Below are 17,667 nucleotides of genomic sequence, written 5' to 3' on the forward strand. Positions count from 1 at the left end.
CAAGCAGCGGATGGCGACTTCCAAAGGCAGTGTCAGAAGACTGGGCGTTGTTTCGCCCTTGAAGGGCGCAACCGTGTCCAGTGAATGCGCCAGAAGCCTGCGCGACCAGTGCTCTGTGGCCTGGTTCTGACGGCGGAAATTCCGTTTCTGCCGGTATTGCATATTGCTGCGGCTGTGTAGGAGCGCGCTTGCCCGCGATAAACGATGACGCGGACTGCCTGATTCAGCGCGGCGCCTGAATCGCGGGCAAGCGCGCTCCTACAGACTCTTTATTTCTTGAACCGGTCCATTGCCTCCTTCTTGCTCACGACATCCCCGTATTTGCTGTCGATGTCGAACAGGTTCGCCTCGTGGGGATCGGGGTGTCGGTCGCCGACGCACTCGCGCACGACAATGGTCCGAAAACCATGCTGCACTGCATCCACCGCTGTCGCCCGGATGCAGCCGCTGGTTGAGCAGCCGGCGAGCACGACGGTGTCGATGCCCTGCGCGTGGAGCATCGATGCCAGCGAGGTGCCGAAGAACGAACTGGCGTACTGCTTGCTGATCACCACTTCCGCCGGCAACGGCAGCACTTCTTCGCAGAACGCTGCCAACGGATTGCCTTCGACCATGTCTTTCATGACCGGCGCTTTTTTCACCCACATTCCACCGTCGACGAAATGCGACGGGTGATAACGGATGTTGGTGTGCACCACCGGAATTCCCTGTTGGCGGGCGCAATCGAGCAGCTCGACGCTTTCGGCCACGGCGCTGACCACCCCCGGTGCGAACAGCGGCGCGCCCGGTTGGGTGTAGCCCTGCATGAAGTCGATCATCAGCAGCGCGGGCTTCTGCCCGAAGCCGATGCGATTGCCCCACACCCCTTGATAATTGGCGTCGGCGCTCTGGTTCTTTTCAGTCATGGTATCTCCCCTACATAACGGCATTGCACCGACCCGGTAGCAGTACGGCTTGCCGGCGGTAGCGATTTTGAACCTGTCACCGCCGGCAAGCCGGACTGCTACAGGTCTTCTGCCAGGCGCAAAGAAACGCGGTGTTATCAAGCCAGCGGCGTGCCCAGAAAATCCCCAAACGCGGCAAAGAATCCCGGCAGGTTGTCCCAGGGAATCATGTGCCCGGCATTCTCCGCGCGGGCGATCAGAATCGCCGGTTGCAACTGGCGAATTTCCGCTTCGTCTTCGGCCTGAATCACACCGCCGCGACCGGCGACGATCAGCAGGGCAGGGACCGGCAGTTTGGGCAAATCCTGGTGGAAATCCACCTCGTGGAAATCGTTGAATGCGCGCACGATGGCCGGCTCGTAGCAGGTGTGCAGCCATTCTGCGCGCAGTTGCAGTTGCTCCTCGGTCCAGGTCGGGCAGAACGCACGCATGTCCTCGGCGCTCATGCCGTTCTGGGACTGACGGATCGAATCCACGTACCACGGCAATTTCGACGGGTATTCGCGGCGGCCGGGGCCGGACACCGGAGGATCGATCAGCACCAGGCTTTTCAGGCCTTTGGGGTTACGTACGGCGGTTCGCGCCGCAAAACGCGCACCCATCGAATGCCCTGCCAGGTGATAGCTGTCGATGCCCATGGCCTGGGCAAAGGCGCTGATATCGTCGGCGCAGGTGTCGACGCTGTAGTCCAGGTCGGGACCTGTCGAAGACAGCCCGCGACCCCGCGCATCGAGCACGTAGGTATCGAAGTACTGACCCAGACGCTCGGCCACGAAACCCCAGGTGATCGCCGGGCTGGTGATGCCCGGGATCAGAATCAGCGCGGGTTTGGCGGCGTGCCTGGAGCCGCCATAGCGCAAGTAGTGCTGACGGATGCCGTTGGCTTGAACGTTGCCACCGTGGATGAATGTGCTCACGCCACCACCTCCGATTTCAGGTCTTGACCGTAAAGGTCGTAGCCATAAACCCAGGCCGGATCTTCCTGAGTGCGCAGCCAGGTGTTGGCGTTCGAGACGGCCTGGACGCGAGACGCGCGTTCCTTGCGATTGGCTTCGTAGAGGTGGAAGGCGGTGCGGTAGTCGGTCAGCCCGGTTTCCTGCAGGCAACGGGTCAGCATCGCGGCATCCTCGATGGCCATGCCGGCGCCTTGCGCCATGTGTGGCTTCATCGGATGGCAGGCGTCGCCCAGCAATACCAGACGACCGCGGCTCCACAGCGGCAGCGGATTGCGGTTGAGCAACGGCCACTTGGTCACGCTCTCGGTGGATTCGATCAGCGCCTGCACGGTGGGGTGATAACCGGCGAAGGCTTCGTACATTTCTTCCTGACTGCTGTCGACCCAGTTGCTCTGGAAATCCCAGGCCGGGTGCGGCACGCCGGTGACGTAGTAATACTCATCGCGCTTGCCGGTGGTGTGGTAGACCATCATGTGCCGGTCCTCGCTCCACCATTTGACGCAGTTCTCGAAGTCCAGGTTGTATCGCGTCAGCACGTCGCTGCGAATCAGTGCGCGGTGGGCAACCCAGCCGCTGTACAGCGGTTTCTCCTGGCCGAGCAACTCTTCGCGGATTCTCGAGTTGATGCCATCGGCGCCGATCACGATGTCAGCGTCGGCATGGGTGCCATCGGCGAAGTTCAGCCGCACGCCGTTGTCGCGCTCTTCGAGGGTGGTCAGGCATTTGCTGAAATGCACACTGCCGGAAGCGAGGGTCGACATCTGCAACGCATGCAGATCGCCGCGGTGCACGGTGATGTAGGCCGCGCCGTATTCCTTGCGTGAGAACTCACCCAGTGCGATGCGGGACATGTAGTCGCCAGTGGCCCCATCGCGGCTGAACCAGAAGTCAGGGTGCGAGCCCATGTCGCTCAGTTGCTGCTCGATGCCCATGCGACGAAAGATTTTCATGATGTTCGGACCCATGTGGATCCCCGCACCAATGCGCGAGAACTCAGGGGCCTGTTCATAGATGTCGACGTGAAATCCTGCCTGTTGCAACAACGTGGCGGCTGCAGCGCCACCCAGACCGGCTCCGACGATGGCGATTTTTTGAGTGCTAGGCATGGCGCGCTTTTCCTTCGTGTCTTGCGAATCTTTGGTGAGTGTGTGGCAAATGATAGAGGTCACCACGCTTTGTTTTAAAGTGTATACGCTTAATTTTTGGAATGTGAATAGCTCTTTCAAAAAATAGTCCGGGATGTCGTCAACAGGCATGTCACCCTCTGTAACCCTTTCAAATCGGGCATTGTGTGCATCGGTAACGAAATGGCGCGCCTATTGCAGACGGCATTCGTTTGATGTCTTATCGCTTTTAATTAGTGTGTACACTTCAAAAAATGCACTAGTCTGAAGCGGGATGCCTTTCAATGGTGCACGCGGGGCCTGGTCGATTGATCAGGGCCTGATGCCGAGGAGACGAGAGATGCCAGTTAGCGATTGCGAATTGACCCAGATGTTCGAGCACGTTCTGAAACTGTCGAAAGTCGACACGACCCAGAGCGTGGCGGTGCTCAAGAGCCACTATTCCGACCCGCGGACCGTGCGCGCCGCCATGGACGCCGCGCAACGTCTGGGCGCCAAGGTGTACGCGGTAGAGCTGCCGTCATTCAATCACCCCAAGGCCATGGGTAACGACATGACGGCCTACTGCGGCGACACAGCGCTGACCGGCAACATCGCGGCGCAGCGGGCGCTGGAAGCGGCGGATCTGATCGTCGACACCATGATGCTGCTGCACTCGCCGGAACAGGAGCAGATCCTCAAGACCGGCACGCGTATTCTGCTGGCGGTTGAGCCACCGGAAGTGCTGGCGCGCATGCTCCCCACGATTGCCGACAAGGAGCGCGTGCTGGCAGCCGAGCACGTGCTCAAATCAGCGCGCTCGATTCATGTGAAGTCCCGGGCAGGCAGCGATTTTCGTGCGCAACTGGGGCAGTATCCGTCGGTCACCGAGTACGGTTTCGCCGACGAGCCGGGGCGTTGGGATCACTGGCCCAGTGGCTTCCTCTTTTCCTGGCCTAATGAAGAAACGGCCGAAGGCACGCTGGTGATCGACGTCGGCGACATCGTCCTGCCATTCAAGAACTATTCCCGTGAGCAGATCGTGCTGGAGATCGATAAAGGCTTCATCACCGCAATCAAGGGTGGTTTCGAGGCCGAATACCTGCGCGATTACATGAAGTATTTCAACGACCCTGAGGTGTACGGCATTTCCCATATCGGCTGGGGCTTGCAACCGCGAGCCCAATGGACCGCCATGGGCCTGCACGACAAGAACGACGGCATGTGCATGGACGCCCGGGCGTTTTACGGCAACTTCCTGTTCTCCACCGGCCCGAACACCGAAGTGGGCGGCACGCGCAAAACGCCGTGCCACCTGGACATCCCGCTGCGCCATTGCGATATCTATCTGGATGATCAGGCTGTGGTGCTGGGCGGGGACGTGGTGGCGCCCGAGGCGTCGAAGGCCTGACGAAGCCCGTTGTGTAGGAGCGCGCTTGCCCGCGATGTGTTTCAACAGGTGCCACGATGGTGACAGATCGCTATCGCGGGCAAGCCCGCTCCTACAGGTTGACGATTGCAATGGCGTAGATTCCCCTGTCTGCCCACAACCGTTAATGTACCCACCTCTTTCCAAGTCCCGCCGAACGAGCCATCCGTGTCCACTGACAACCCCTGCGACAATAATCAGTCCTACACCTTTTCCGAGCAGGTCGGCCATCTGCTGCGCAAGGCTTACCAGCGTCATCTGGCGATCTTTCAGCAGAACGTCGGTGACTCGCAGCTCACGGCGGTGCAGTTCGTCACGCTCTGTGCGCTGCGCGATCACGGGCCCAGCTCGCAGACCGAACTGGTCAGGGCCACGGCGGTGGACCAGGCGACGATTCGCGGCATCGTCGACCGCCTCAAGGCCAGAGACCTGATCAGCCTCGACCCGGACCCGCAGGATCGGCGCAAAGTCATTTGCAGCCTGACCGACAGCGGCCGGCAACTGGTCCAGGAAACCGTGCCCCGCGCCGCGCAGATTACCGAACTGACACTGAGCAGACTCAACCCGGCCGAGCGCGTGGCAGTGGTGTTTCTGCTGCGCAAGTTGATCGATGAGCCTGAGGAGTAAGACCGTTCCGGGTCGACCGACCCTTTTGAGCGACACGCACAGTTAATTTCTCGCGACGAAACCTCCTCGTTCCTACAGCCATTTCTCCACTGGCACGCTTCCTGCTCCCTTTTCATGAAGTAAGCACTTCATAAAAAGCGCGAGGCGGTTGGTAACGAAATGGGGAAGGCGATATGAGTGAGCAGCAATCGGCGCAGAAGACCGTGACGTTGAACGTCAACGGCCAGCGCTCGTCGGTCACGGCGATGGCGGACACCCCGTTGTTATTGATTCTGCGCAATGACCTGCAGCTCAATGGCCCCAAGTACGGCTGCGGGCTGGGAGAGTGCGGCGCCTGCACGGTGATCATCGACGGCGTGGCGGCGCGGTCTTGCGTGTTCCCGCTGGCCGGTGCCGAAGGGCGAGAAATCACCACCCTGGAAGGCATCGGCTCACGGCAATGCCTGCACCCGGTGCAACAGGCGTTCATTGACGAGCAGGCCGCGCAATGCGGCTACTGCATGAACGGCATGATCATGACCGCCAAAGCCTTGCTTGACCGCAACCCACACCCCAGTGAAACCGAAATCCGCAACGAACTCTCCGCCAACCTCTGCCGTTGCGGCACCCACATCGAAATCCTCCGTGCGGTCATGCGTGCCGCTCGCCATCAGCCTTGAACGGAGCGCAACCTTTGAATCAGTCCATCACTGCGCCTAAGACGCTGCCCACCCCGACCCGCGACCATCTGCTGGCCAAAGACGGCGTGCTGCTGATCGTCGATGACATCCTGCCGCCGTCCGGACCGGTGGCCAAAGGCGGCACGCCTACCGTCAAACCCAAGGAACTGGGGCTGTTCATCGCCATCGATCAGGACGACACAGTTTATGCCTTCAACGGCCACGTCGATCTAGGGACCGGCATCCGCACGTCGCTGGCGCAGATCGTCGCCGAAGAGCTTGATCTGCGCATGGATCAGGTGACCATGATCCTCGGTGACACCGAGCGTGCGCCGAACCAGGGCGCGACCATCGCCAGCGCCACCTTGCAGATTTCAGCGATTCCCCTGCGCAATGCCGCCGCCGAGGCCCGCCGATACCTGTTGGAGCAAGCCGCTCAGCGTTGGGAAGCGAGTGCCGACTCGCTGGTCATTGAAAACGGGGTGATCAAGTGTCAGGACGGCCGCACGCTTCGCTTCGGCGAATTGCTGACGGGGCAGCACGTCGAGCTGCGTATTTCCGGTAACGCACCGCTCAAGCGTCTGGAAGACTACAAGCTGGTCGGCACGGTCGCTGCGCGGGTCGACATTCCGGCCAAGGCCACCGGCGAGCTGACCTACGTTCATGACATGCGTCTGCCGGACATGCTCCACGGGCGAGTCGTGCGTCCGCCTTATTCGGGTTACGACACTGGCGAGTTCGTCGGCACCAGTCTGCTGGAAGTCGATGAGTCTTCCATCGCCCACATTCCCGGCATCGTACGGGTCGTGGTGATCCGCGATTTCATCGGCATCGTGGCCATGCGCGAAGAGCAGGCTGCGAAAGCGGCGCGGGAACTGAAGGTCAGCTGGAAGCCCTGGCAACACCAGTTGCCGGACATGAGCGACCTCGAGCAGGCCATTCGCGATAACCCCAGCGTTGAGCGAGTGGTGCTGGATAAAGGCAATGTCGATGAAGCCTTGGCCAATGCCAGCGAACGGATGTCCCGCACGTATCTCTGGCCCTACCAGATTCACGGCTCCATCGGACCGTCTTGCGGGCTGGCGGACTACCGCGAAGACGGCATTCGCGTCTGGTCGGGAACGCAGAACCCACACATGCTGCGCGCCGATCTGGCGTGGCTGCTGGAATTCCCCGAGGAAAAGATTGAAATCATCCGCATGGAGGCCGCCGGTTGTTACGGCCGCAATTGCGCCGATGATGTGTGTGCCGATGCCGTGTTGCTGTCTCGGGCGGTCGGTCTGCCGGTGCGGGTGCAACTGACCCGCGAGCAGGAACATGCCTGGGAACCCAAAGGCACCGCGCAGTTGATGGAAGTCGATGGCGGCTTGAATGCCGAGGGTGGCATCGCCGGTTATGACTTCACCACCCGCTATCCGTCGAACAATTCGCCGACACTGGCGCTGCTGCTGACCGGGCGCGTCGATCCGGTGTCGGTGATGTTCGAAATGGGCGACCGCACCTCGATCCCACCCTACGACATCGAACACATGCGCGTGACCATCAACGACATGGCGCCCATCGTTCGCGCGTCCTGGATGCGCGGGGTGTCGGCGCTTCCCAACACCTTCGCTCACGAGTCCTACATCGACGAGCTGGCGTTCGCGGCGGGGGTCGACCCCGTTGAATACCGCCTGCGTTATCTGCACGACGAGCGCGCTTCGGAACTGGTGAAGTCCACCGCGGAGCGTGCCAACTGGACGCCGCGCACTCAACCGATGCAGATCCCCGAAGAAGATGGCGTGCTGCGCGGTCGCGGCTTCGCCTATGCACGTTACATCCACAGCAAGTTTCCCGGCTTCGGCGCGGCGTGGGCGGCGTGGGTCGCGGACGTTGCGATAGACAAACACACCGGCGATGTTTCGGTGACGCGCGTGGTGATCGGACACGACGCCGGGATGATGGTCAATCCGGCGGGGGTGCAGCATCAGATCCACGGCAACGTCATTCAATCCACCAGCCGTGTGCTCAAGGAGCGCGTGACGTTCGAGGAGTCGACGGTCGCCAGCAAGGAGTGGGGCGGGTATCCGATCCTGACGTTCCCTGAGGTGCCCAAGGTCGACGTCATGATGATGCCGCGCCAGGCCGAGCCGCCGATGGGGGCAGGGGAGTCGGCGTCGGTGCCGAGTGCGGCAGCGATTGCCAATGCCATTTATGACGCCACCGGGATTCGCTTTCGCGAGCTGCCAATTACCGCCGAGCGAGTATTGGCAGCGCTTAAAAATGCAGGCGAGGAGGCCAACAGCAATCCCCCGGAGTCGCCGAAGGCCAAGCGCTCTAAATGGTTGTTCGGCTCGTTGTTCGCGGCATTCGGCGCGGTGCTGGGCATGGCGGCCACGGCATTGCCCTGGCGCGCGGAGATCGCGCCCATCACTCCGCCCAGCGCTGGAACCTGGTCAGCGGCGACGCTGGAGCGTGGGCGCTTGCTGGCGTCGGCCGGTGATTGCGCGGTGTGTCACACCGCGCCGGGAGGCTCTGTGAATGCGGGCGGTCTGGCGATGCAGACGCCGTTCGGCACTTTGTATAGCAGCAACATCACGCCGGACCCGGAGACGGGCATAGGTAACTGGTCCTATCCGGCGTTCGAACGGGCGATGCGTGACGGCATCAGTCGCGATGGCAAACACCTGTATCCGGCGTTTCCCTACACCGCTTTTCGAAATATCGAAGATGCCGACATGCAGGCGCTGTACGCGTATCTGATGTCGCAAGCCCCGGTAAAACAGGTTCAACCGGCCAACAGCATGCAGTTCCCGTTCAACATGCGGCCGTTGATGGCAGGCTGGAATGCGTTGTTCCTGCGCAAGGGCGAAGTGCAGGCTCAGCCGCAGCAAAGCGCGCAGTGGAATCGCGGGCAGTATCTGGTCAACGGCTTGGGACACTGCGCAGCGTGCCATTCGCCGCGTAATTTGATGGGGGCAGAGAAGGGCGGCACGTCGTTTCTTGCCGGTGGCATGGTCGATGGCTGGGAAGCGCCAGCGCTCAACAGCCTGTCGAAATCCCCGACGCCGTGGACTGAAGACCAGTTGTTCAATTACCTGAGCAGCGGTTACTCCGATGCCCATGGCGTGGCGGCAGGGCCGATGGGGCCGGTGGTGTCGGAGCTGGCGAAACTGCCGAAGTCGGATGTGCGGGCGATGGCGGTGTATCTGGCGTCGCTCAACGGCTCGGCCCAGGCGGCTTCGGTTGCCGCTGAACCGGTTTCCTCGCGCAAGCCTGAGCCGCTGGTGTCGGCGCAGTCATTGAGCAATGGCCAGCGGGTGTTCGAGGGTTCTTGCCAGGGCTGTCACGCCGATGGTCTGGGGCCGAAGCTGTTCGGGGTCAGCCCGTCACTGGCGAGCAATACCAACGTTCACAGTGCGCTGCCGGATAACCTGATCAAGGTGATTCAGCAGGGGATTTCAAAACCTGCGACGGCGGATCTGGGCTACATGCCGGGTTTCGGCGACAGCTTGTCCGACACGCAGATCAGCGACCTGGCAGCGTACCTGCGCAGCCGTTTTGCGCCGAAGGAGCCGCAGTGGACCGGATTGAGGGAGAAGGTGGCGTACCTGAAGGCAAATCCCGGAACGCACTGACGCGCTCGTCCCGCTTCTGCCGGAGGCGTGGGAGTCCGGCTTGCCGACGATCTGCCGGAAGCCGGCAGCAAATCCGATGGATGCGTTCGGTCTGAACTGATCAGGGCGCCTGGCTTTACTACTGCTTCGCAGCAGATCGTCGGCAAGCCGAACTCCCACGCCCTTCGGGCAGAAGCAACCGGGCGTGACCCCACATCTAGCAGGCAGGATCAGCGCTATGTCGGCATCTACGGCAACACCATCACCCCACGCACCACCAGGTCCTGAATGAACGCCAACCAGTCCTGGCGCTCGCCCTGACCGGCGAGGTCGTGCCCCAGAAACGAGGTCAGGGTGTGCAGGTTGGAGTTATAGAAATAGCAGAGCGAGGCGATCATCAGGTACACGTGCCTGATGTCCACGTCGTCGCGAAACAGCCCGCGCTGCTGGCCGGCTTCGATGATCGGCCTGAGCACGCCCACCGCCTCACCGGACAGGCGCCGCAGTTCGCTGGACTGCTTGGCATGCTTGCCTTTGTGCAGGTTTTCGATGCTCAGGATCGCGACGAACTCCGGATGGCTCACGTAGTAATCCCAGACGAATGCCACCAACTGACGCAAGGTTTCCACCGGCGTTGCCGGGTCCAGTTGCAGCGTGGCTTCGGCCAGGTTGAATTGCTCGTAGGTGTGCTCCAGCACTCTGACGAAGAGCTTTTCCTTGTTGCCGAAGTAGTAATAGATCATCCGGTCGTTGGATTCGGCCTCGGCGGAGATCTTCTCGATGCGCCCGCCCGAGTAACCATCGCGGGTGAAGACCGTGACGGCGGCCTTGAGAATGCGTGCGCGGGTTTCTTCGGCTTGCTGCGCGCGAATACCGGTGTTTTTGCTCATGGCGCTCAAAGAATCCGATACAGCAGACGCTCGACCCGCACACGACTGACGCGGCGCAGGAAAGTGCGCACGCCAATCGGGTATTCGCTCAGGGTGTCCAGCTCATCGAATTTGCCGACGCGATGGGTGTTTCGCATCAACAGCTCGACTTCATCGTTTCGCGGCTTGAGCCATTCGCCTTTGGGGTCATCGATCAGCACAGCGTTTTCCAGGTCGAGCTGGAAGGCGCGGGGGTTGAGGTTGTTGCCGGTCAGCAGCGTATAGCGCTCGTCGGACCACAAGCCCTTGAGGTGGTAAGTGTTGTCACCGTCCTTCCACAAATGAATGTTCAGGCGGTGCTTGTCGACGGCGGTCTGATGCTTCTGCATGAAGCGTCGCAGGCTGATTTCGTACAGATAGGGCAGCGCGGAGATGACTTTGAACGGCTCTGCTGGCGGGATGAAGAAGTCGTTGGCGGTCTTGTCGCCGATGATGATGTCGATTTTGACACCACGCTTGAGGGCACGGTTGATCTCGCGCTTGACCGACAGCGGCATGTTGAAATAAGGCGTGCACAGGGTCAGCTGATGTCGAGTGGCGGCGATCAGGTCGCACACGACCTTGCTCAGCGGGTTCTTGTTGCCGATACCCAGTAGCGGAATCAGGCGCAGCTCGCCGTTTTCCCTAACCCCGTCGTTGATGTCGTAACTGGCGCGCTTGAGACGCTGACGGAACTGGCGGATCTCCCCACGGATGCTGCGCGAGGCTGGCGGCGACGGCAGGTCGAGCCGGTGCACCGCATCGGAGGGCAGGATTTCCTGGGTGACCAAACGCTGGAAGGAATCGGCGAGGGCTTTGTTTTCCAGCAACTGGTAGCGATCCAGGCGGTATTTGCTCTGCTTGTGCAGGTAGACGTTGTTGATGCTGGCGCCGGTGTAGATCACGCAGTCATCAATGATGCTGCCTTTGAGGTGAAGTACCCCGAACAGCTCGCGGGTCTGCACTGGCACGCCGTAAATCGGGACTTCCTGATCGTGTTCCAAGTTCTGCGCCTGATACCAGGCCGCGTTACCCGCCTGTTTACCTGCGCCGATCAGCCCGCGCTGGGCGCGAAACCAGTCCACCAGCACCACGATGTCCAGCGCTGGCCGTGTGGCCTTGGCGGCATAGAGGGCATCGAGGACTTCCTGGCCGGCTTCGTCTTCCTGCAAATACAGGGCGACGATGTAGATGCGCTGGGTGGCCGACGCGATCTTCTCGAGCAACGCCCGGCGATAGTCGGCTGCGCTCGGCAGGATGGTGATCGCCGCGCTGGACGATTCAAAGCCGCGCAGCGCTGCAAGGGTGGAACGTCGGAAAGGAGCCCGCATAAGCCTCTCGATGATCGAATCAACAGCGCACGAGCTTACACCAGAGTGCGCCTTCTGGTGGTTTTGGCAGCGGGATCGTTGGGTTGTTCAGCAAGATTTCAGCAAGCGGGGCACGTAAGTGCGACAGGTCCCTCATCTGTAGGAGCGCGCTTGCCCGCGATTGCGCCCGGTCAGTCGATGATGATTCAACCAACCCGACGCAATCGCGGGCAAGCGCGCTCCTACAAAAGCGGTTTGGCGTAATGATCAGAAATCGATGGTGCCGGAAAACTTCACCAACCGCGGATCGCCCTGGGTCAGATAACCACCGTTGGCGGACGCCCAGTAATCCTTGTTGGCGATGTTCTCGACATTGACCCGCAAGGTCACGTCTTTCTGCGCGACCTTGAACGCATAGCGCGCGCCCGCGTCGAAGCGGTTCCAGGTCGGCAGGCTGAGCGTGTTGCTCGGGTTGGCATACTGCCCGCCCGTGCGCAGGAAGCGTGCGTTGAGCGCTACGCCTTGCAAGCCTGGTACGTCCCAATCGACGTTGGCGTTCATCTGGAAGGTCGGGACACCCACCGCATGGTTGCCGTCGTTGGTGCCGCCCGCGGTGTCTTCGAGTTTGGATTCCATTCGGGTGGCGCCGGCCAGCAGGCGCAGGCCATCCAGGGGTTCGCCGAACACGCTGAATTCCACGCCACGGTTGACTTGCTTGCCTTCGCGCAGGAATACGTTGCCTTCAGTAAAGCCATCAGTAGGCTTCTCGATGCGGAACGCCGCAAGGTTCGCGCCGAATGTGCCGATGTCCAGCTTGACGCCGGCCTCGTATTGCTTGGTGCGCCCTGGCGGGAATGTCTGCCCGATGTTCACCACATTGCCACTGGCCGTCGGACCTTGAGCAAGACCTTCGATGCGGTTCGCGTACAGAGACACCGTGTCCGTAGGTTTGTACACGATGCCGTAAACCGGCGTGGTGATGCTGTCGTCGTAGAGTGACGTGCGAGCGCCAGTGTTCACACTGTAGTTCTCGACCCGCAACTGTTGGCGACGAATGCCGTAGGTCAGCAACAGCGAGTCATCGAACAGTCCCACCGTGTCCGACAACGCGAGACTGCGATTGCGCGTTTTGCCTGCCAGGTCCGGATCCCCCAAATCGCCTCCGACGAGGGTGGGGGTGCTCGGCTTCGCGATCGAGGGCGTGGTGTAGATATTGGTGGGCGCGCTGTTATAGAAGATGTAGCCGTTTTCCTGGCGGGTCCAGATGCTCGCAACGCCCAGTGCGATCTGGTGGCTGACCGGCCCGGTCTGGAACTTGCCGTTCACACCGGCCATGACCGTGCCATTGTCCTCGTTGTGGTTGGTATCGGATGCGCTGATCGTGCCATTGCCATTGGCCGCATTGGTCAGGACGGGCGTGCCGTAAACGCCGGTCTCGCGGGTGTGCTTGCCGCCGCCTGCCAGGTAGGCTGTCCAACTGTCACTGAGGTCGTATTCGGCGCGGAACATCCCGAACGTGTCTTCGGTTTCCTGATGGCTCCAGTCCTGTCCGTAGTTATGATCCGAATCCGGGGCGTGGGGGATGCTGGTCAGCCCTGTGCCCAATCGCACGTTATTGCGCAGGTGATTGATAAGCTCTTTCTGGTAGCCAAAATCGGTCGAAATCCGGAAGCGATCGCCCTGGTAGTCCAATCCGGCAATGAACAGCTTCGAGCGCTGATCCATATCGTCAATGGCGGTTTCGCCTTCGCGCTGACTCAGGTTCAGCCTCGCGCCAAAGCGGTTTTCCTCACCGAAGCGCTGGCCGATGTCCAGATGCTCGCCGACCCGTCCGTCAGTGGAGATGTCTTGGGTATAACGGCGAGTGGGTAAGTCTTCAGCACGTTTGGGTTGCAGGTTGACGCTTCCGCCCAGGCCAGTCCCCGTCGGGCTGGCGCCATTCAGGAAGGCGTTAGGCCCTTTGAACACCTCGACCCGCTCCACCGAATCAACGGAGATGATCTGCCGCGGCAACACGCCGTAGAGCCCGTTAAAGGAAATATCGTCGCCGTTGAGCGGCAGGCCACGGATCACGAAGGCTTGGGACTGGTTGCCGAAGCCCCCGGACATACGCACCGAGGGATCGTTGAGCAACACGTCACCGACGTTTTCCGCCCCCTGATTCTCGATCAGCTTCGAGGTGTAGCTGGTCATCGTGAACGGGACGTCCATGTTGTCCTGGTTACCCAGCAGCCCCATCTGCCCGCCGCGTGCGACCTGGCCGCCCGCGAACTCCTCGGGCAAGGCGCCTGGGGTCTGTTTGATGGCTTGAGCATCGACGGCGGTGGCCCCGAGTTCAATGGCTTGGTCAGCAGCGTAGGCGCTGACGCTGACCGAGCAGCACAGCGCGAGCAGGGTCGGGCGAGAAGGGAGGCGTAAGGCCATGGGAAGCTTCCTGTAGATGTCTAGTCTGCGAAAAGCCTCCCTGGCAATGCGAATGTTTCTTCGGCGCAGATGCTATCAGGAAGTGATTGCGAATTGTTATCACTGGGGCCGACTTTTTTCACCTTTTTTTCACATTGGTGACTCAGACTTTCAACACCAGTTTCCCGTGGTTCTCGCCCTTGAACAGCATCTGCTGGGTTTCCGGGAACGTTTCCAGGCCCTCTACGACGTGCTCCTTGCTCTTGAGCTTGCCTTGCGCCAGCCAGCCGGCCATTTCCATCCCGGCTTTCTGGAAGTGCTCGGTGTGGTCCATCACCACAAAGCCTTCCATGCGCGCGCGGTTGACCAGCAATGAGAGGTAGTTGGCCGGGCCTTTGACGGCTTCTTTATTGTTGTACTGGCTGATCGCGCCGCAGATGACCACTCGGGCTTTGAGCGCCAGGCGAGTGAGCACGGCGTCGAGGATGTCGCCGCCGACGTTGTCGAAAAACACGTCCACGCCTTTCGGGCATTCGCGTTTCAACCCCGCGTGAATGTCTTCGTTCTTGTAATCGATCACTCCGTCGAAGCCGAACTCATCGATCAACGTCTGGCATTTTTCCTTGCCCCCGGCGATGCCGATCACTCGACACCCTTTGATTTTTGCGATCTGCCCGGCAACGCTGCCCACCGCACCCGCCGCGCCGGAGATCACCACCGTGTCGCCATCTTTCGGCTGGCCGACTTCCAGCAACGCGAAATACGCCGACATCCCGGTCATGCCCAGCGCCGCGAGGTAAACCGGCAACGGCAGCAGTTTAGGGTCGACTTTGTTAAAGCCCTTGGGCTCACCCACGAAATAGTCCTGCACGCCGAGCACACCCTGAACGTAATCGCCTACGGCGAACTTCGGATCCTGCGACTCGACGACCTTGCCCACCCCCAGCGCACGCATCACCGCACCCAGTTCGACCGGTGCAATATAAGACTTGCCCTCGTTCATCCAGCCGCGCATGGCGGGGTCCAGCGACAGGTATTCGCTCTTCACCACAATCTGTCCGGCGCCTGGCTCGGCGACGGGCACGGTCTGAAAGGTGAAGTCATCGCGACTGGCAGTGCCGACCGGGCGGCGGGACAAAAGGAATTGACGGTTGTTCAGGGTGGTCATGGCAGGTTCCTGATCGAGAGGGAAACGCCAGTGATAGCCCCGGAACCGCGCCAGGGCAAGCAAAGCCGTTGCAGCGAATACCGGTTCATAGCCAGCTTCGATGTCGCCGTCGGTATGTCCAATCCTCGGAACGGCAGAATTTCACGAGTTTTCTGGCATAAAGCTTTCCTCCACATCGCCGTTAATGAAAGTGGGACCCGGACTCAAGCGCCCCTGGTGAGATTGGATGGGGTGTGCGGGTTGGACTGCAAATGTACGGAAAAGGGACGGCAAGCGTGGAGTTAATCAAACAGCGGGTCATCGGCAGTATGCTGTTCATTGCCGCAAACGTAGCGGCTGCCTCAGCGTCTGCCGTTGCTGTAGGCGATGATTCGTCTCAGCAAAAAGCGAGGGAATACATTCTGACGGCGGCGACGACGATATGCGCTAACGCTCCCCAGGAAGGCGGCCAGAGCAAGATGGATGTTGGGGCGGTCATCGACGTCGAAACCGCCGCTGTATTGAAGAAATTGATGAAAGCCAATGTTCGCCTCTCCGGCGATTATGTGAATGAAGAGCACCGTGGGGTATTGAAGGAGCAGGTGCTGGAGGCGATTAAGGAAGCGGATCAGTGCCGATTGCATGTCTTCGATGTGCTGGTAAATAAATTGCTCGTTGCTGCACCCGCTCAGCAATCGGTTCCCACCCGGCAGATCACTCATGGCGCCAACAGTCCCATCATCAATGGCATGAACGGCACGGTTAATATCAATGGCCATTAAAATCCCTTCAGCGATAGCTGCGACAATGGGCCTGTCGTTTGCAGCCGGTTTAGCTGCGGCCGATCAGACCACATACGGGCCATGCAGCCCGATCACCAACAATGCCTCTGCGCCGGTGAATATCAGTTGTCCCATCCAGATGAGGTCCAGTATTCAGGATGCTTATCTGATGGCGACTCATCCCACCCAAGTGGTCATCGACAAAGTTTCGTTCTCCTCAAATATCTATGATGGCGGGCGGCGCTTCTTGACTGTGACACTGAAGAACCCGTCCGGACTTCGAGCGGAAAACATCACGGTTTATCCAGTACTGGAAAAGGAGAACGAGCCGATCGCAGCGTCTAGGCCCATCGCTGTCAAACGCAGCCTTCTCTATACAAAGATAGGGGGCCAAGGCATCACAATTGGCGCAGGTCAACAGTTTGAGTTTCCGGTGGTATCGATTGAGGAGGTGAATACGAAGTTGTTTCCTTCTCTGGCTGATGGGCAGTACTGCTTCTACGATGCAAGCGTCGAACACCCGCACAATAATTGGGTCGAGCATTCAAACAGTATCGCCAACGCATCTTCCGTGAGGAATTTCATTCCTGAGATGCTGAGGCTGCGAATCAGATACCGGACGATTTTCCAGCAAACCATCACCAACTACGTTGCGATTTTTCTCGTCTACGGCGACACCACACGTGGGCAGCTGGCATGGTATCCCTCGAGGTCGTCGACAGGGGTCTTGGTGTGCCAGAAGGTCTGAGCGCGATGGGATCACTGCAAGTCATGTGTAGATAGTCGGCTCCTCGATTTTGGTGGAGAAGCCAAGCGTGCTTGATAGATTGGCCCAGGTAATCCAGGTCGCCAATGAGCGATATCGCTGATTCTTCCTCTCTAATCGAAAAAGGTGGCTGTTAAATGACCATGACGTTTTCCGGACAGGTTGCCCTGGTCACTGGCGCAGCGGCGGGGATTGGCCGGGCGACGGCGCTGGCCTTCGCCGAGCAGGGATTGAAAGTGGTGGCTGTCGATCTGGACCGCGACGGTGGGGAAGGGACCGCTGAACTGATTCGTCAGGGCGGCGGCGACGCGCTGTTTCTGCGCTGCGACGTCACTAAAGAAGCCGACGTGCAGCACATGATGATCAGGGCCGTAGAGGTATTCGGTCGGGTCGACTATGCCTTCAACAACGCGGGCATCGAGATCGAGAAGGGGCGTCTGGCCGAAGGCAGCGAGGCGGAGTTCGACGCGATCATGGGGGTCAACGTCAAAGGCGTCTGGCTGTGCATGAAGTACCAGTTGCCGGTGATGCTGGCCCTGGGCGGTGGCGCCATCGTCAACACGGCATCGGTGGCCGGTCTGGGGGCTGCGCCAAAGATGAGTATCTATGCTGCGTCGAAACACGCGGTGATTGGCCTGACCAAATCGGCCGCCATCGAATACGCCAAGAAACACATCCGGGTCAACGCGGTGTGCCCGGCAGTGATCGACACCGACATGTTTCGCCGAGCTCACGAAGCCGACCCGCGCAAGGCCGAATTCGCCGCGACCATGCACCCGGTCGGGCGCATCGGCAAGGTCGAGGAAATCGCCAGCGCGGTGCTGTACCTGTGCAGCGATGGCGCCGCATTCACCACGGGGCACTCACTGGCGGTGGACGGTGGGGTGACCGCGTTCTGATCGTGGTGCGTGATCTTCTGACCGCCTGCAATGCGTAGCAATCCGGCCAGGCGGTTAGATGCCAGAGGTGCATTGTTGGCGATGCCTGCCGAGGTGATTCTGCCTGGAAGGCGTGGGAGCCGCCGGGGTGGCGCTCCA

At 60.4% G+C, this 17,667-nt stretch carries 14 protein-coding genes; 7 read left to right on the forward strand and 7 right to left on the reverse strand.

Features of this window, described 5'->3' with window-relative positions:
- Positions 1–269: 269 nt before the first annotated feature.
- The 3 genes from D3M70_RS00875 to D3M70_RS00885 form a co-directional block, all read right to left on the reverse strand.
- On the reverse strand, positions 270–905 hold the full coding sequence (locus D3M70_RS00875; RefSeq protein ID WP_120123562.1) for an N-carbamoylsarcosine amidohydrolase: 636 nt from the start codon (positions 903–905) through the stop codon (positions 270–272).
- A gap of 137 nt (positions 906–1,042) precedes the next feature.
- Positions 1,043–1,861 carry an alpha/beta hydrolase gene (locus D3M70_RS00880; protein ID WP_120123564.1) on the reverse strand — a complete coding sequence of 273 codons (819 nt, stop codon included), beginning with the start codon at positions 1,859–1,861 and terminating at the stop codon, positions 1,043–1,045.
- Complete coding sequence (locus D3M70_RS00885) at positions 1,858–3,006, reverse strand: FAD-dependent monooxygenase (RefSeq protein ID WP_120123565.1); 1,149 nt, start codon at positions 3,004–3,006, stop codon at positions 1,858–1,860. The genes D3M70_RS00880 and D3M70_RS00885 overlap by 4 nt, the downstream gene beginning before the upstream one ends.
- Positions 3,007–3,364: 358 nt before the next feature.
- Here D3M70_RS00885 and D3M70_RS00890 point away from each other — a divergent pair, with 358 nt between their 5' ends.
- The 4 genes from D3M70_RS00890 to D3M70_RS00905 all read left to right on the forward strand — a co-directional run bounded on the left by D3M70_RS00890 (position 3,365) and on the right by D3M70_RS00905 (position 9,335).
- Positions 3,365–4,414 (forward strand): 2,5-dihydroxypyridine 5,6-dioxygenase, encoded by a 1,050-nt coding sequence (locus D3M70_RS00890; protein ID WP_120123567.1) that lies wholly within the window; start codon positions 3,365–3,367, stop codon positions 4,412–4,414.
- Between the two features lie 186 nt (positions 4,415–4,600).
- The gene (locus D3M70_RS00895) at positions 4,601–5,059 is read left to right on the forward strand and encodes a MarR family winged helix-turn-helix transcriptional regulator (RefSeq protein ID WP_120123568.1); all 459 of its coding nucleotides are present in this window, start codon (positions 4,601–4,603) and stop codon (positions 5,057–5,059) included.
- Between the two features lie 173 nt (positions 5,060–5,232).
- Positions 5,233–5,718, forward strand: coding sequence for a (2Fe-2S)-binding protein (locus tag D3M70_RS00900; protein WP_120123570.1), 486 nt, complete (start codon positions 5,233–5,235; stop codon positions 5,716–5,718).
- Positions 5,719–5,732: 14 nt separating this feature from the next.
- Positions 5,733–9,335, forward strand: a complete 3,603-nt coding sequence (locus tag D3M70_RS00905) for a molybdopterin cofactor-binding domain-containing protein (protein WP_256659650.1) — start codon at positions 5,733–5,735, stop codon at positions 9,333–9,335.
- A 227-nt stretch (positions 9,336–9,562) separates the two neighbouring features.
- Here D3M70_RS00905 and D3M70_RS00910 read toward each other — a convergent pair whose 3' ends face one another.
- From D3M70_RS00910 to D3M70_RS00925, 4 genes are all read right to left on the reverse strand, one after another.
- Positions 9,563–10,204, reverse strand: a complete 642-nt coding sequence (locus D3M70_RS00910; protein WP_120123572.1) for a TetR family transcriptional regulator — start codon at positions 10,202–10,204, stop codon at positions 9,563–9,565.
- A gap of 5 nt (positions 10,205–10,209) precedes the next feature.
- Positions 10,210–11,553 (reverse strand): CDP-diacylglycerol--serine O-phosphatidyltransferase, encoded by a 1,344-nt coding sequence (gene pssA / locus D3M70_RS00915; RefSeq protein WP_120123574.1) that lies wholly within the window; start codon positions 11,551–11,553, stop codon positions 10,210–10,212.
- Between the two features lie 246 nt (positions 11,554–11,799).
- Entirely contained in the window at positions 11,800–13,956 is a 2,157-nt protein-coding gene (locus D3M70_RS00920; RefSeq protein WP_120123576.1) for a TonB-dependent siderophore receptor, read from the reverse strand.
- Between the two features lie 142 nt (positions 13,957–14,098).
- Positions 14,099–15,103 carry an NADP-dependent oxidoreductase gene (locus D3M70_RS00925; protein ID WP_120123577.1) on the reverse strand — a complete coding sequence of 335 codons (1,005 nt, stop codon included), beginning with the start codon at positions 15,101–15,103 and terminating at the stop codon, positions 14,099–14,101.
- A 275-nt stretch (positions 15,104–15,378) separates the two neighbouring features.
- Between D3M70_RS00925 and D3M70_RS00930 the strand changes: the two genes are divergently transcribed.
- From D3M70_RS00930 to D3M70_RS00940, 3 genes are all read left to right on the forward strand, one after another.
- Positions 15,379–15,864: a hypothetical protein gene (locus D3M70_RS00930; protein WP_133306427.1), complete on the forward strand. Its 486-nt coding sequence runs from the start codon at positions 15,379–15,381 to the stop codon at positions 15,862–15,864.
- The gene (locus tag D3M70_RS00935; RefSeq protein WP_120123580.1) at positions 15,854–16,612 is read left to right on the forward strand and encodes a hypothetical protein; all 759 of its coding nucleotides are present in this window, start codon (positions 15,854–15,856) and stop codon (positions 16,610–16,612) included. The genes D3M70_RS00930 and D3M70_RS00935 overlap by 11 nt, the downstream gene beginning before the upstream one ends.
- Before the next feature lie 155 nt (positions 16,613–16,767).
- Complete coding sequence (locus D3M70_RS00940) at positions 16,768–17,529, forward strand: SDR family oxidoreductase (protein ID WP_120123582.1); 762 nt, start codon at positions 16,768–16,770, stop codon at positions 17,527–17,529.
- Positions 17,530–17,667 lie beyond the last annotated feature (138 nt).

Origin of the sequence: Pseudomonas sp. LS-2 (genome assembly GCF_003605735.1) — a bacterium.
Classification (GTDB): Bacteria; Pseudomonadota; Gammaproteobacteria; order Pseudomonadales; family Pseudomonadaceae; genus Aquipseudomonas.

Coding starts and splice junctions, on each gene's coding strand:
- D3M70_RS00875 (WP_120123562.1), bottom strand. CDS start 905: ATGACTGAAAAGAACCAGAGCGCCGACGCCAATTATCAAGGGGTGTGG.
- D3M70_RS00885 (WP_120123565.1), bottom strand. CDS start 3,006: ATGCCTAGCACTCAAAAAATCGCCATCGTCGGAGCCGGTCTGGGTGGC.
- D3M70_RS00890 (WP_120123567.1), top strand. CDS start 3,365: ATGCCAGTTAGCGATTGCGAATTGACCCAGATGTTCGAGCACGTTCTG.
- D3M70_RS00900 (WP_120123570.1), top strand. CDS start 5,233: ATGAGTGAGCAGCAATCGGCGCAGAAGACCGTGACGTTGAACGTCAAC.
- D3M70_RS00910 (WP_120123572.1), bottom strand. CDS start 10,204: ATGAGCAAAAACACCGGTATTCGCGCGCAGCAAGCCGAAGAAACCCGC.
- pssA (WP_120123574.1), bottom strand. CDS start 11,553: ATGCGGGCTCCTTTCCGACGTTCCACCCTTGCAGCGCTGCGCGGCTTT.
- D3M70_RS00920 (WP_120123576.1), bottom strand. CDS start 13,956: ATGGCCTTACGCCTCCCTTCTCGCCCGACCCTGCTCGCGCTGTGCTGC.
- D3M70_RS00925 (WP_120123577.1), bottom strand. CDS start 15,103: ATGACCACCCTGAACAACCGTCAATTCCTTTTGTCCCGCCGCCCGGTC.
- D3M70_RS00935 (WP_120123580.1), top strand. CDS start 15,854: ATGGCCATTAAAATCCCTTCAGCGATAGCTGCGACAATGGGCCTGTCG.
- D3M70_RS00940 (WP_120123582.1), top strand. CDS start 16,768: ATGACCATGACGTTTTCCGGACAGGTTGCCCTGGTCACTGGCGCAGCG.